The following is a 13,782-nucleotide window of genomic DNA, read 5'->3' on the forward strand; positions in this document are numbered from 1 at the left end:
AGCGGGAACCGGAAGGCGAGTGCCCTCCGGTCCTTGGCGGTTACTGTTCCATGTTCTCCGCAAGCCAGCGCTCCAGCCAATGGATGTTGTAGTTGCCGCTTTGCAGGTCGGGTTCCTGCAGCAGGGCGTGGAACAAAGGGACTGTGGTGTCGATGCCGTCTACGATCAACTCTCCCAACGCGCGCTCCAGACGCGCCAGCGCTTCGGTCCGGTCGCGGCCCTGAACGATCAGCTTGGCGATCAGCGAGTCGTAGTAAGGTGGGATGGAATAACCATCATAAAGTGCCGAATCCATCCGTACGCCCAGACCGCCCGGCGCGTGATACGCGGTGATCTTACCGGGGCAGGGTGAGAAGTTCGGCAGTTTTTCTGCGTTGATCCGAACCTCAATGGCGTGGCCGTTGATTTCCAAGTCGTCCTGCCCGAATGACATGTCCTCGCCTGCGGCGACGCGGATTTGCTCGCGCACGAGATCGACGCCAAAGATGCCTTCGGTCACAGGGTGTTCCACCTGAAGACGGGTGTTCATTTCGATGAAGTAGAAATCACCATTCTCATAGAGGAATTCGATGGTACCCGCGCCGATATAGTCGATCTTGGCCACGGCTTCGGCGCAGATCTTCCCGATTTTAGCACGTTCTTCGGGGGAGATGCTGGGGCCGGGGGCTTCCTCGAACACCTTCTGATGGCGGCGCTGCAACGAGCAGTCACGTTCGCCAAGATGCACAGCTTTGCCCTTGCCATCGCCAAAGACCTGAATCTCGATATGGCGCGGCGTGGTCAGGTATTTTTCGATATAGACTTCGTCATTGCCAAAGGCAGCTTTGCCCTCGGCCCGCGCAGTCATGAAGGCGCTTTCCATCTCATCAGCGGTCTGCGCGACTTTCATGCCGCGACCACCGCCACCGGCTGTGGCCTTGATGATCACAGGATAGCCGAACTCCTCACCGATCTTTTTGGCGGTTGCCAGATCAGGTACGCCTCCGTCGGAACCGGGAACGCAAGGCACGCCCAAGGCTTTCATCGTATCCTTGGCAGTGATCTTGTCGCCCATGACGCGGATATGCTCCGCAGTGGGACCGATAAAGGTAAGGCCGTGGTCTTCGACGATCTGCACGAATTCGGCATTCTCGGAAAGGAAGCCATAGCCGGGATGGATCGCCTGTGCGCCGGTGATTTCACAGGCCGAGATAATCGCTGGTACGGACAGATAGCTTTGCGGCGAGGGCGGGGGGCCGATGCACACCGATTCGTCCGCCATGCGCACATGCATCGCGTCGCTGTCGGCGGTGGAATGGACGGCGACCGTCTTAATCCCCATCTCGCGCGCGGCGCGGATGACGCGCAGGGCGATCTCGCCTCGGTTGGCAATCAGAATCTTGTCGAACATGGGCCCGCCTTACTCGATGATGACCAGAGGGGTGCCGAATTCCACAGCGTCGCCATCGCCAACCAGAATCCGCTTGATCGTACCCGATTTAGGCGCATGGATGTGGTTCATAGTCTTCATCGCTTCGACGATCAGCAATGTGTCGCCTTCGGATACCGTGGCACCAACGCTGATGAACGAAGGTGCGCCAGGCTCTGGCTGCATGTACACCGTGCCGACCATGGGCGATGTCACAGCGCCAGGATGGCTTGCCGGATCTTCCTGTGCAGCGGGCGCCTCGACCGCAGCAGGAGCAGCAGCCGGGGCCGGTGCCGCAACAGGCGCTGCGACCTGAACCGGAGCGGCGACGGTCTGTGTCATGCGGCTGACCCGCACATTCAGGCTGTCCTCCTCGCCGTATTCACGCTTGACCTGCAGTTCGGTCAGATCGTTTTCGCGCAGCAACTCTGCCAGAGCTTTGATGAATGCAACATCCGCTTCGTGTTTGGTATCTGTCATGAGTGTCCTCGACGGTTCCCCTTTGGCCCGTTTGTTTTTTCGCGGGCTCTGATCAAATTACGCAGGGTTATAGGCCAAGCAGCCCTGCATGAAAAGCGCCGACTCGCACCATCACAAACAGGTTTGCAGCTTAAATTATGGGGTGGGTCGGGTCACAGAGGCATTCCCGACAGCTTCGCAACCAACTCAGACAACTTCCGCGCGCCGAACTTTTCAAGCAAGCGGGCACGATAGGCTTCGATCGTGCGAAAACTCAGCCCCAGTTCAGCGCCGATTTCCTTGGCCGACAAGCCGCGACAGGACAGGATGGCGACTTCGCGTTCACGTACCGTCAACTCAACTAAAGGCCGTTCTTCCGAGATGTCGGAAAAGCTCCAGATGCCGTGCCGGAACGGATCGTCGGGGGTGAGTGAGCGGCCACGAGCACGGCACCAGAACAGATCGCCATCACGCCGCCGCATGACGCGTTCATCGGTGTAATATCCGGTGTCGCGCATCACCTGCAGGCTGCGCTCTCCGATCCGTTCCCAATCAGCTACCGAGGGATAGAGGTGCAGCAGTGGCATGTTGCGATAGTCCGCTTCTTCTCCGCCGAACGTGCGCGCGAATTGCAGATTACAGCGCCGGATAATCCGATTTTCCAGCTCTACAAGGCCGATAGGCGCATATTCAAAGGCAGGGTCGCTCATTCACGTATCGTGCCGGGAAACCGCGCAGAAGAGAAGGGGTGAAGCAATATCTTGCACGATGATGACGTACTGCGCTGTCGAAGAGTGCATTTTGATCATGTAAAGGATGTAAATTGAACCTGAAAATTTTGGACTAAGTAGAAGAAATATATAGTATGTTTCGAAAATAATGCCTGGATGATTGGCTGGACGTTGGTCAGGAGGATACAAACATGCGTGACACTTTGACTGGAAGCCGTATACGCGAGCGGCGGCAGATTGCAGGGCTCAGGCAAGCGGAATTGGCCCGTTTGGCAGGGATTTCAGCCTCTTATCTCAACCTGATCGAACACAATCGCCGTCGGATTGGGGGCAAGTTGTTGGTGGATATCGCCACAGCGCTATCGGTGGAACCTTCTGTGCTGACGCAGGGGATCGAGGCCACCTTGGTTTCAGCGCTGCGCGAAGCGGCGGAGGATGCGGTTGGCCAACAGGCCGAGTTGGATGGTCTGGAAGAATTCGCCGGACGCTTTCCCGGTTGGGCGGGGGTGCTGGCACAGATGCATCGCCGTGTCGTCTCGTTGGAGCGCAATGTCGAAATACTGTCGGACCGGCTGACCCATGACCCCCAGCTTGCGGACTCGATGCACGAGGTTCTGTCAACCGCAGCCGCGATTCGGTCTACGGCCGCGATTCTTGCTGACACCGAAGATATCGAAGCGGAATGGCGCGAACGGTTTCATAAAAACCTGCATCAGGATGCCGAACGGTTGGCAGACAGTTCCAAGGCGTTGGTGACGTTTCTGGACGAAAGCGATACCGCGGTCGACCCGCGCGGTGTGCCGTTGGAAGAGGTTGAAGCGTTCTTCCAGACCCGTGATTTCATTTTCCCAGAGTTAGAGGACGGGGGTGAGGTCGATTCAGTTGATCTGGGCAACCTCAACACTGCTGCGGCCCGGGCTGTTGCGCGTGATATGCTAGAAACACTCCGCGCTGATGCCCAAGCCATGCCACTGGATGCAGTTGCTTCATTTGTTCAAGGCGAAGGCCCGGACCCGATTGACCTGGCACGTCACTTTTCTGTCGATATGGCGACAGCCCTCCGGCGCATGGCACTCTTGCCCGAAAGTATCGTTTCTGAACCGGTTGGCATGGTGTTGTGCGATGCGTCCGGCAGCATCTTGTTCCTTAAGCCGGTTTCGGGATTTGCCATGCCAAGACATGGCGAGGCTTGCCCCCTTTGGCCAGTATTTACCGCTCTGAACCGCCCATTGGTTCCGGTGCGCAAGCACGTTGTACAAACTGGGCGGGCCTCGGCCACGTTCGAGTGTTTCGCCTATGCCTGGCCGCATACGGTAGCAGGATATGATCAGGATCCGGCCTATCGATCCGTCATGTTGGTGCGCCCCGTGCAGGAAACAACCGGCGACGCAGCAGTCACAAAGGTCGGGCCGAACTGCCGGGTCTGTCCCAGCAACACCTGCACCGCACGCCGCGAGCCGTCGATTTTGAGCGAAGGTTTTTGACACTTTCCTGACAGAACGCTTAATCTGGCTGTGACCGGCCTTGGGATGGGCGACCGGTCTTGGGAGGAATTGAAAATATGAGCCGTAAGGTTCTGCTGATCGAGGACGAGCCGAACATTGCCGAGGCAATCCGGTTCCTGTTGACCCGCGAGGGTTGGCAGGTCGAGATTCATGGCGATGGCACCGATGCGCTTCAGGTTATACAGGGGGCTCAGCCCGATCTGGTTATTCTGGACGTCATGCTGCCGGGCAAAAGCGGCATGGATATTCTGCGCGATCTCAGAGAGATGGAAGAGCTTGCAAGCCTTCCGGTCTTGATGCTGACAGCGCGCGGGCAGTCGCGCGACCGGGAAATGGCGGAAAATGCAGGCGTCAGCCGCTTTATGACCAAACCGTTTTCCAACGCCGAAGTGTTGACGGCTGTGCGTGATCTTCACGCTCAGGCGACCCAAATGTAATGTCAGACGAGAGCGAAAAAGGTCAGCCGCCGAGTGTGAGACCCTCGCTTTTTCTGGAACGTCAAAGCTATCGCCGTCGCAGGCTGACCGATGCGGCCCGGCTTTTGCCGTTTCTTGGGGCGCTCTTGTTCGCGCTGCCGCTTCTTTGGCCGGATAGGTCCAGCGGTGATGCGGCCGTGCCTTTGTCCTCAGCAATATTTTACATCTTCGTCTGCTGGGGTGCGCTGATCGTGATTGGCCTGATCTTCGGCTTTGTTGCGCGCCGCGTGCGCACGCCCGAGGACCCTGATACAGGGGCCGAGTAATGGCCACTATAAACGTTCTGATTCTGGTTTGTCTGGGCTACGTCGTCTTTCTGTTTGCCGTTGCGTTCGCTGCGGATCGCATGGCTGCGGCGGGGCGTGGGAAATGGCTGCGCTCGCCGCTGATCTACACATTGTCGTTGTCGATTTATTGCACCGCTTGGACCTTCTACGGCGCCGTGGGCAACGCTGCGCGGTCAGGGTTGGAGTTTGTCACGATCTACCTTGGCCCTACACTGGTCATGGTCAGCTGGTGGTGGGGGCTGCGCAAATTGGTGCGTGTGGGACGCAGTCAAAGAGTGACCTCTATCGCGGACCTGCTGTCGTCTCGCTATGGCAAATCAAACACGCTGGCGGTCTGCGTTACCATTCTGGCAGTGTTGGGCGGCACGCCTTACATTGCGCTACAGCTACAATCGATTACGCTGTCTTTCTCGATCTTCGCCGAAGCCGATCCATCGGGCCTGTATCGCGAAGGGTCCAGCGTGTTCTGGGTTGCGGCTGGCTTGGCCGTGTTCGCCATCCTCTTCGGAACGCGAAATCTGGACGTGAATGAACGCCACCACGGGGTGGTCACGGCCATCGCGGTAGAAGCCGTCGTCAAATTGTTTGCGTTAATCGCGGTCGGCGTTTTTGTCGTATGGGGCATCGCTGGTGGTATCGCGGCCATGATGGAGCGGATCGACGCGTCGGAGATCGGGCAGTGGCATGTTGATGCCGGGCGGTGGACGACCTTCATTTTCCTGTCGGCGGCGGCCTTTATCTGTCTGCCGCGTATGTTTCAGGTGATGGTGGTCGAGAATGATGATGAAAGCCACCTGAGAACCGCTGCCTGGGCTTTTCCTCTCTATCTGCTTTTGATGAGCTTGTTTGTCGTTCCCATCGCAGTTGTGGGGTTGGACCTTTTACCCGAAGGGGCCAATCCCGACCTTTTCGTTCTGACAGTACCCCTGTCGCAGGGCAACGACTGGCTGGCAATGCTGTCTTTCATCGGTGGATTTTCGTCTGCAACCTCAATGGTCATCGTAACAGCCATGGCATTGTCCACGATGGTATCGAACCATGTCGTCATGCCCATTTGGTTGAACACGCAAGAGGGCACGGGCTCGGTCTCGGGCGATGTGCGCAATATCGTTTTGATGGCGCGTCGCGTGTCCATCGCCGTTGTGATGGCGTTGGGCTATTTCTACTACCGCCTGTCTGGCGGAGGTGCGGCGCTGGCGTCGATCGGGTTGGTCGCTTTTGCTGGGATTTCCCAAATTCTGCCCGCTTTGGTCGGCGGTCTGTTTTGGCGCGGGGCCACGCGAACCGGGGCTCTGGTGGGGCTGACGGTTGGCTTTGTGCTGTGGATTTACACTCTCTTGTTGCCCGGCATGAGTGGTGCGTCGATGCCAGAATCCGTGCTGCAGGACGGGTTGTTCGGCTTAGGCTGGCTGCGCCCGCAGGCTCTGTTCGGGATCGAAGGAATCGATCCGATCGTCCATTCCGTGATGTGGTCGCTGTTGCTGAACACAATCGCGTTTTGCGTGGCCTCATTGTTAAGCTTTCCCAGCCCGTTGGAGCGGTTACAGGGCGCGCAGTTTGTCAATGTCTTCGATCATTCGGTCGCGCCACGTGGCTGGTCCGGCTCGGTCGCGCAAAGCGAAGATCTGATGATCATGACCCAACGTATTCTGGGCACCGGTCCCGCGCAGGAGTTCTTTCAGGCCGAGGCCGAGAAACAGGGAGGGCGTTCGCACCTGCCCGAACCGACACCGGCATTCCTTGGCCGCCTGGAGCGCGAGTTGAGCGGGTCGGTTGGAACGGCCACAGCTCATGCGATGATCGGACAGATCGTAGGCGGCTCGTCGGTATCGGTCGAAGACCTGTTGGCAGTCGCCGATGAATCGGCGCAGCTGCTGGAGTATTCCAGCCAGCTTGAAGTGAAGTCGTCAGAGCTCAGCCGGACGGCACGGCAACTGCGTGAAGCAAATGCCAAACTTACGCAGGTGTCGGCGCAAAAAGACAGTTTCCTAAGTCAGGTCAGTCACGAATTGCGCACGCCCATGACTTCGATTCGGGCGTTTTCCGAGATCATGCGCGACGCCGAGGGGTTGAGCGGGGACGAACAGACCAGATACGCCACGATCATCCATGACGAAGCGTTGCGCCTGACCCGTCTGCTGGACGATCTGTTGGACTTGAGCGTTCTGGAGAATGGTCAGGTCAACCTCAACATCAGCGATGATAGCTTGCGTTCGCTTCTGGATCGCGCAGTGTCCAGCGCACTGGCCGGGGCAGGTAGCAAGATCAGCGTGCGACGCGCACGTGCAGCAGAGCGGATTGTCTTGCACACGGACCTGGACAGGTTGGGGCAGGTATTCATCAACCTGATCTCTAACGCGCAAAAATACTGTGACGCAGAAGAGCCCGTCCTGACCATTTCTGCATATGACGTCGGCGGGCGCATTATCATTGATTTCATCGATAATGGTAGCGGCATTCCACCCGGTGCGCGCTCGATGGTGTTCGAGAAATTCGCGCGCGTTGGTGGCGACAAAGCCGGAGGGGCAGGACTGGGTCTGGCCATTTGCCGCGAGATCATGCAGCGGCTGGGGGGCGAGATCAGCTATTTGCCGGGGCAGGGCGGGGCAGCATTTCGAGTCAGTCTGCCATTGGCCCATCGACAGGCTGCGCAGTGACACAGTTATAAAGAACTTCGTAACGTCCGGCGGTGTACACCTGTTGCCAATTGCTGGAACAATTGGTGATCGGGCGACATGTCAGAAACCGTCAATGCCGCTTTGGCGCGGAAACTGTCCGTTGGGAAGAAGGATTTGGGCGACCGACCGCGCTCGGGTTTACGGGCGTTGCGTTTGGGGTTCGCGCGGGCTGCGGGGGATCGCCTGAACTTGCCGCTTGCGGTGATCGGGGCCAAACAATCCAGCCGATCTGCGGAAGATCTTGGCGAAACGATTGGTCAGGACTGGCTGTTGTTGGTTTTTGAAGCGGTTGAAGGGCGCTCGGCGGTGTGTCTGGACCCGCATGTGGTGTCCGCCATCGTCCAGACCCAAACGATTGGCGAAGTGATGCCTGTCGACCCGGCCCCACGGGTCTTTACCGATACGGATGCCGCTATGGCGGCACCCCTGATCGAAGCGGCGCTGACCCGATCTGCCGACCTGATCGATACGGCCGACGAACCGGTTTGTCTGGCCGGGCATGAATATTCGACACGCGCGGCAAACCTGCGCGAGTTGTCTCTGGCCATGACCCATGAGGTGTACCGCAGCTATGATCTGACCGTCGATCTGGCAAATGGGGTGCGGCAGGGGCACATATCGGTCTTTTTGCCCGAAACATCCGCTGCGCTGGAGGTGGCTGAGCAGGATCCGGAACATTCCGACCCACGGATTGAGCAATCCTCGGGCGTGGTGCGGGCTGACTTGAATGCAGCCTTGTGCCGGATGACCCTGCCTTTGTCCGCGCTGTCCGCGATGCGGATTGATGATGTTCTGCCTTTGCCTGGGGCGCGTCTGGATCGAACGGTGGTTCTGACAATTGACCGCACGCGGGCAGGAGTCGGTCGCCTGGGCCAATGCGGCGGTTTACGAGCCGTGCGTCTGAATGAACATGCTGCCCTACCTGCGCTCAGCGGTGCCGAGGCACAGGAATTCATTGAAAGCCGAGGAAGGCTTCGCCCGCAGGACAATGTGCAAGAGCCAATCACCAACAACGTGGACATTTTGCCACCTGCGTCGATACCAGAAGGCACAGAGATCGTGCCGGATAATCCGTTGATTGAAGATTCAGAACGGATGGTTGCCGAAATCTCTCACCTTGCCGGGCTGAACACACAAGAACCGGGAAGCGGGGAAGACTAGGGGCCTAGCCGGAGGTGCCGCGGAGTTGCTCCAGAGCCGGGCGCAGACCTTCCAACTGGTATCCGGCATCGGTCGTCGCGCTCAGGATGTCATCCGGACTCATGTGGTCGCATTGACCCAAGGCCCAGACGACCGAACACCGTGTACCCGATGCGCAATAGGCCAGCACAGGACCGCTGCAGCTTTCCGCCATATCGCGTTGCCGCTTCACATTCTCGGGCGACATGGTCTGATGGGTCAGTTCCAGCACTTCATACTCCATACCAGCAGCACGCACGGCATCTCCGACTGCGTCGGACTGCATGATGGAAGGTACTTCAACATTGGGCCGGTTGCAGATCACCTTGACGAAACCGGCAGCGGCTATCGCCGACACATCCTCAACTGTGATTTGCGGCGATACGGCATAGCGGGGGGTGATCGGTCGAATCTCCATGCCATTTCCTTAGGCTGCGTTTGCAGCTCTGTCCAGTTGCGCGCCCAGCATTGGGGCCGCGAACATGCCTGCGGTCATCGCGGCCAGAAAAACCAGACCGCCGAGCCCGCCATAACTCAGCGAGGCCATGGCCGGTCCGGGACACAGTCCGACCAGACCCCAGCCCATCCCGAACAGAACCGATCCTACAACCAACCTACGATCCACTTCGGGTTTGGCAGGGGGTGGAAAATCTCCCCCGATCAAAGCCTTACGCCCGATTGTCAATCGCCATGCGATCAGCATCGGCAAGATGGCTCCGCCCATGACAAAGGCCAGGGTCGGGTCCCATTGGCCAAACACATCCAGCCAACCTTGAACCTTTGTTGTGTCGGTCATGCCCGAGATGAGCAATCCGGCCCCGAACAGTGATCCGGCAATCAGTGCAACAAAAAGGCGCATCAGATCAGCCCCCAAATATGGCGCAGCAGAACGAGGGTCACGCCTCCGGCAAGAATATAAAAGACAGTGGCCACGATTCCGCGCAGAGAAAACCGTGAAATGCCGCACACTCCGTGACCAGATGTGCAGCCATTGGCGATACGTGTGCCGACGCCAACCAGCAAACCAGCTATGACAACAAGGCCCAAGTTGTTGGTAAGGTGCGTTTGGACCTCGGGCGCGAATAGCGGGCGCAGCAGAATTGGCATACCGATCAGGCCAGCAACAAAGGCCAACTTCTCGGCCATCGTATCTCGGGCGCTACCGTCAACAAGGCCGCCCAGAATGCCGCTGGCGCCCATGATCCGGCCATTGCCAAGCAGGTAAACCGCTCCGCCCAGCCCAATCAGTAGACCGCCGCACAGGCCCCAAACCCAATCTATATTCATAAGGTTTATCCCTTTGCTAACACGCGTCAGAGTTTGTTGACCGGCAGTTTCAGAAAGACATCACCTTCCTCATCTGCCGGGGGCATCTGTCCTGCGCGCATATTGACCTGCAAAGAGGGCAAGATCAGGCGTGGCATGGCCAAGGTCGCATCACGTGCGTCGCGCATTTCCACAAACTCTTCGATGCTGCGCCCCTGTCCGATATGGACGTTCAGCGCCTTTTGCTCGCCTACCGTCGTTTCCCAAGCGTATTCTTCGCGACCCGGGGCCTTGTAGTCGTGGCCTACATAGATGCGTGTCTCATCTGGCAGCGTCAGAATTTTCTGGATCGATTCATACAGGGTCGCCGAAGAACCACCGGGAAAGTCACACCGCGCTGTACCAAAATCGGGCATGAACAGCGTGTCGCCCACAAAGGCCGCGTCGCCAATGACATAGGTCAGGCAGGCCGGGGTGTGCCCCGGGGTGTGCAGCACGTCTCCGCGCATTTGGCCGATATGAAAGCTGTCGCCTTCCGAAAACAATGCGTCGAACTGGCTGCCATCCCTCTGGAATTCGGTTCCTTCGTTGAAAACCTTGCCAAACGTGTCCTGTACAGCGACGATCTGAGCGCCGATCCCGATTTTGCCGCCCAGTTCCTGTTGCACATAGGGGGCAGCAGACAGGTGATCGGCATGAACATGGCTTTCCAGAATCCACTCAACCTTGAGTTCGCGACTGCGCACAAAGTCGATGATCTGATCCGCTGACGTTGTCGCCGTCCGCCCTGAGGCATGATCGAAATCCAAAACACTGTCGATGATGGCGCAGGCGCGTCCTTGTGGTTCGTGAACAACGTAGGACACAGTAAAGGTCTGATCGTCGAAAAACGCTTTCACTGTGGGCGTCATGAGGTCCTCCGTTGCGGTTGCCAATATCATATATGTAAATTGGAATGTGACGCAACCGCCAATCTGAATTTGATGCGCATCAAGGCAGTTTCGATTAAAATGGATTAAACCTTAGCCCATCTGCGCCGAATTGCCGAATTTACGTATATGTCAGGCGAATTCTCGCACAAGTTTATGTTATTATCTGCGGGTCGCATTCCCGTTACCTATATCTGGAATACTGGCAACACCTGGGAGGATATTATGACAGCAAATGGTCTTTATTCCGAAGCGGAGCAGCTTGAACAAAAGCTCAGGAACGCGTGCTTGGATACGCGTTTGGCGCTTCAGCCGAGTGTGAGCAAAGTTGTTGACCGTATGCGGCGGCAGGGGATGCCTGTGCCATCTCGCCTGCGTCGACTGGACGCCGCGTTGTGCGAAGACGCGATGGAAGCGCAGTTCGACAACTTACCTATCTGAACGGGCGGTCATCCGAAGGATATCCCGAGGATGACCATCATCAGTCCAATAACCGATAAGAACAATGAGGCCAGGTTCCAGGGAAGCACGCCCTGAACAACCGCGCGCAATTCGTCATCCGACAGACCGGCTTTGCGCGCTTTCATCACACGAAGAATACACCAGACAAGACCGCAGAGCCCGGCCAGAGAAAGGGCTGCACCGCCCCAGGTGATGAATTCGAACATGATGCCCCCCCATTTCCTCGTGAACCGACCTCGCGCTTAAAGGATCAGGGCAGGTCGTACAAGTGCGCCCTGGGGATTGGGTGCTTGCGACCCGGGCGGCAGCATTGTATCCGGCATCCTGCATCAGATTTTCAGCCTTTGGGAGAGACGCATATGGAAGACATCATCGAAGATCAGGCCGCCGCCAACTATCGCGTGACTGCAGGCGAGCTGCGCCAGTTCATCGAACGGTTCGAGCGTCTGGATGCGGAAAAGAAAGACTTGGCCGAGCAGCAAAAAGAAGTCATGGCCGAGGCCAAGGCACGGGGTTACGACACCAAGATACTGCGGAAAGTGGTCGCACTGCGCAAGCGGGACAAGGACGACATCGCCGAGGAAGAGGCGGTTTTGGAGATGTACAAAGAAGCGCTGGGCATGTGAGCAGTTTCAAACCGGGGAGGGGCAGCGCCTCTCCCTTTTCGGGTTGAGGAGTGTGGTTGTCTATTGATTAGGCTTCCGGCCACAATTCGCGGCTTTTGCGTCAAAGCGCATTGTTCTCATCCAGTTGTGATTGTAAGGAAACTGGAAGGCCCGACAGGGCTGCGCCGTGCGGGCGTGATGGAATGGTAGACATATCAGACTTAAAATCTGAAGGGCGTATGCCCGTGTGGGTTCGAGTCCCACCGCCCGCACCAGACACGTCTTCTCGAAAACACCGAGTATCACAGGCACTTCAAGCGGACTCTGGGCGTCTGATTTAAACCGGATAGCCCAGATCCTGGATCAGCTTCCAAATGTCCCGGTTTGCTGCCGACAGCTTCTGGACAACACTTTCTATCTCGCGCAGTGCCTCGTCATCTACGGTATCTTCGCGGCCGAGTTTGATGTCGGTTTTGCGATCCGCGATCCGCATCAGGATGGTCTTTGGGTTTCCGCTTTCGGGGTCGAATGAATAGATACAATGGTTGTACTTGTTACGGATGCCCGAAAGCTTTGCCAGGCGCTGTGTATGTACAAGGATCGGGTCGCGGATCTGGGACGGTCGTCCGTCCATCTTGGCCAACCGTTCGACCAGATCGATTCGCGCACGGGTGGTGTTCAAGGTCAGAAAGATTATGACGGACACATCTTTGGACGCCCCTGTCAGGCCCGCAATCAGGTGGATCAACAGGCTTTCGGTGTTGGTCCACATATAGTTCAACCTGCCCACCAAAAGGATCAGGTGGTCGAACCGGGTTTCGAACGTGTCAGTCAAGAGCGGACAGCTGCGCCGCATGAGGCGCGACCTCAAAAAAGAAATGAGCCGCAGCGGTCCGGTTGCTGACACCGATCTTGCCAACGACGTTGTGCATGTGCAGCTTGACCGTATGTTCGGTGATCCCCAGCTTGGCTGCGATCAGTTTGTTGCTTTTGCCGTGCGAGACCAGTTGTAGCACCTGTTTCTCGCGGCGCGTCAGCTTGGAGTAACGCGACTGCAGCTCGCTGCCATTTGGCGCGGGCGGTGGCGACTGTATCGCATTGGGCGAGGGGGGCTGTTGTGTGACGGCCACGCAATCAGCCAGGAAGCTCGGCAAATACAACTCTTCATGCATCAACAGTCTGAGGATTGCGCGCCATGCATCTGGTGCAACGTTCATCGGCAGAAACCCGATCTCGCCCAACTGCGTGCGATCCCATCCCTGAAACAGACGCCGGGCCGGTTCCTCTTTGCGGTAGGCAATGGCCAGACAGCCCGAACCTGTACATTTGGTATAGGCTTTGGGACGCGACAGCAGATCATCGATCATCATCTGGTCGACAACGATGATCTTGCTTCCGGACGGGTCTTGGTCGCTCATTGCCTCAAGCGTTTCGAACCGCTTTGCGCGCACGCCGAACTCGGTCTGGACACTTCTGAGTGTTTGATTGGAATAGAAGAGTTCTTTCCCAATAAAGACGATCGATAACTCTTCGGAACAGATGCTCTGACTGGAAGTTTCTTTCAAACAAGACTTACTCATTATTGCCCCCTACAAAACAGGCGTAACCAGAAATTGAGTAATTCAAAGGAGATATTCGGAATAAAAAACGTTAACTAATCAATTAATTACACATGTCTAATCGTAACTTAAATCTCGAATATTTACAACCTGATGGTGCAAGATTGGCTCTGATATCCTAGAACTATTGGTTAGGTTTTTACACCTCGCTTTGTGTAACCATTGGAAACAATGGTAT

The 13,782-nt window shown here is 57.1% G+C and carries 17 protein-coding genes and 1 tRNA gene; 8 read left to right on the forward strand and 10 right to left on the reverse strand.

From position 1 onward, the window contains the following. Window positions 1–40: 40 nt before the first annotated feature. The 3 genes from accC to AC2FLD_RS03585 form a co-directional block, all read right to left on the reverse strand. Window positions 41–1,390, reverse strand: coding sequence for an acetyl-CoA carboxylase biotin carboxylase subunit (gene accC / locus AC2FLD_RS03575; protein WP_496667446.1), 1,350 nt, complete (start codon window positions 1,388–1,390; stop codon window positions 41–43). 9 nt (window positions 1,391–1,399) lie between these two features. Further along, the gene (gene accB / locus AC2FLD_RS03580) at window positions 1,400–1,888 is read right to left on the reverse strand and encodes an acetyl-CoA carboxylase biotin carboxyl carrier protein (protein ID WP_496667445.1); all 489 of its coding nucleotides are present in this window, start codon (window positions 1,886–1,888) and stop codon (window positions 1,400–1,402) included. Window positions 1,889–2,040: 152 nt separating this feature from the next. Continuing rightward, entirely contained in the window at window positions 2,041–2,577 is a 537-nt protein-coding gene (locus AC2FLD_RS03585; RefSeq protein WP_496667444.1) for a helix-turn-helix transcriptional regulator, read from the reverse strand. 212 nt (window positions 2,578–2,789) lie between these two features. Between AC2FLD_RS03585 and AC2FLD_RS03590 the strand changes: the two genes are divergently transcribed. From AC2FLD_RS03590 to AC2FLD_RS03610, 5 genes are all read left to right on the forward strand, one after another. After that, window positions 2,790–4,082 carry a helix-turn-helix domain-containing protein gene (locus AC2FLD_RS03590; RefSeq protein ID WP_496667443.1) on the forward strand — a complete coding sequence of 431 codons (1,293 nt, stop codon included), beginning with the start codon at window positions 2,790–2,792 and terminating at the stop codon, window positions 4,080–4,082. Between the two features lie 77 nt (window positions 4,083–4,159). Next, the gene (locus AC2FLD_RS03595) at window positions 4,160–4,540 is read left to right on the forward strand and encodes a response regulator transcription factor (protein WP_050603264.1); all 381 of its coding nucleotides are present in this window, start codon (window positions 4,160–4,162) and stop codon (window positions 4,538–4,540) included. After that, window positions 4,540–4,845 carry a hypothetical protein gene (locus AC2FLD_RS03600; protein ID WP_496667442.1) on the forward strand — a complete coding sequence of 102 codons (306 nt, stop codon included), beginning with the start codon at window positions 4,540–4,542 and terminating at the stop codon, window positions 4,843–4,845. Before AC2FLD_RS03595 ends, AC2FLD_RS03600 begins: the two co-directional genes overlap by 1 nt. Then, window positions 4,845–7,523, forward strand: a complete 2,679-nt coding sequence (locus AC2FLD_RS03605; RefSeq protein ID WP_496667441.1) for an ATP-binding protein — start codon at window positions 4,845–4,847, stop codon at window positions 7,521–7,523. The genes AC2FLD_RS03600 and AC2FLD_RS03605 overlap by 1 nt, the downstream gene beginning before the upstream one ends. A 78-nt stretch (window positions 7,524–7,601) precedes the next feature. Continuing rightward, entirely contained in the window at window positions 7,602–8,705 is a 1,104-nt protein-coding gene (locus AC2FLD_RS03610; protein WP_496667440.1) for a FliM/FliN family flagellar motor switch protein, read from the forward strand. 4 nt (window positions 8,706–8,709) lie between these two features. Here AC2FLD_RS03610 and AC2FLD_RS03615 read toward each other — a convergent pair whose 3' ends face one another. From AC2FLD_RS03615 to AC2FLD_RS03630, 4 genes are read right to left on the reverse strand one after another with little or no spacing between them, the layout of a single operon-like run. Next, the gene (locus AC2FLD_RS03615) at window positions 8,710–9,141 is read right to left on the reverse strand and encodes a protein tyrosine phosphatase family protein (RefSeq protein WP_496667439.1); all 432 of its coding nucleotides are present in this window, start codon (window positions 9,139–9,141) and stop codon (window positions 8,710–8,712) included. A gap of 9 nt (window positions 9,142–9,150) precedes the next feature. Further along, entirely contained in the window at window positions 9,151–9,582 is a 432-nt protein-coding gene (locus AC2FLD_RS03620) for a DUF6691 family protein (RefSeq protein WP_496667438.1), read from the reverse strand. Then, window positions 9,582–10,010 (reverse strand): YeeE/YedE family protein, encoded by a 429-nt coding sequence (locus tag AC2FLD_RS03625; RefSeq protein ID WP_496667437.1) that lies wholly within the window; start codon window positions 10,008–10,010, stop codon window positions 9,582–9,584. Before AC2FLD_RS03625 ends, AC2FLD_RS03620 begins: the two co-directional genes overlap by 1 nt. Before the next feature lie 26 nt (window positions 10,011–10,036). Further along, complete coding sequence (locus AC2FLD_RS03630; protein ID WP_496667436.1) at window positions 10,037–10,900, reverse strand: MBL fold metallo-hydrolase; 864 nt, start codon at window positions 10,898–10,900, stop codon at window positions 10,037–10,039. 243 nt (window positions 10,901–11,143) lie between these two features. Here AC2FLD_RS03630 and AC2FLD_RS03635 point away from each other — a divergent pair, with 243 nt between their 5' ends. Then, window positions 11,144–11,359: a hypothetical protein gene (locus tag AC2FLD_RS03635; RefSeq protein ID WP_496667435.1), complete on the forward strand. Its 216-nt coding sequence runs from the start codon at window positions 11,144–11,146 to the stop codon at window positions 11,357–11,359. 8 nt (window positions 11,360–11,367) lie between these two features. Here AC2FLD_RS03635 and AC2FLD_RS03640 read toward each other — a convergent pair whose 3' ends face one another. Then, complete coding sequence (locus AC2FLD_RS03640) at window positions 11,368–11,586, reverse strand: hypothetical protein (RefSeq protein ID WP_050603376.1); 219 nt, start codon at window positions 11,584–11,586, stop codon at window positions 11,368–11,370. A gap of 153 nt (window positions 11,587–11,739) precedes the next feature. On the opposite strand from AC2FLD_RS03640, the gene AC2FLD_RS03645 reads away from it, so the two are divergent. After that, window positions 11,740–12,006, forward strand: a complete 267-nt coding sequence (locus tag AC2FLD_RS03645; RefSeq protein WP_050603271.1) for a DUF2312 domain-containing protein — start codon at window positions 11,740–11,742, stop codon at window positions 12,004–12,006. Between the two features lie 168 nt (window positions 12,007–12,174). Continuing rightward, window positions 12,175–12,260 (forward strand) — tRNA-Leu (locus AC2FLD_RS03650). Window positions 12,261–12,322: 62 nt separating this feature from the next. On the opposite strand, the gene AC2FLD_RS03655 is transcribed toward AC2FLD_RS03650, so the two are convergent. Both AC2FLD_RS03655 and AC2FLD_RS03660 read right to left on the reverse strand, forming a co-directional pair. Next, window positions 12,323–12,820, reverse strand: a complete 498-nt coding sequence (locus AC2FLD_RS03655; protein ID WP_496667434.1) for a hypothetical protein — start codon at window positions 12,818–12,820, stop codon at window positions 12,323–12,325. Continuing rightward, a complete protein-coding gene (locus AC2FLD_RS03660) occupies window positions 12,813–13,565 on the reverse strand; it encodes a response regulator transcription factor (protein WP_496667433.1) in 753 nt (250 codons plus the stop codon). Before AC2FLD_RS03660 ends, AC2FLD_RS03655 begins: the two co-directional genes overlap by 8 nt. Between the last annotated feature and the right edge of the window lie 217 nt (window positions 13,566–13,782).

Source organism: Ruegeria sp. CDSA021, assembly GCF_059612325.1.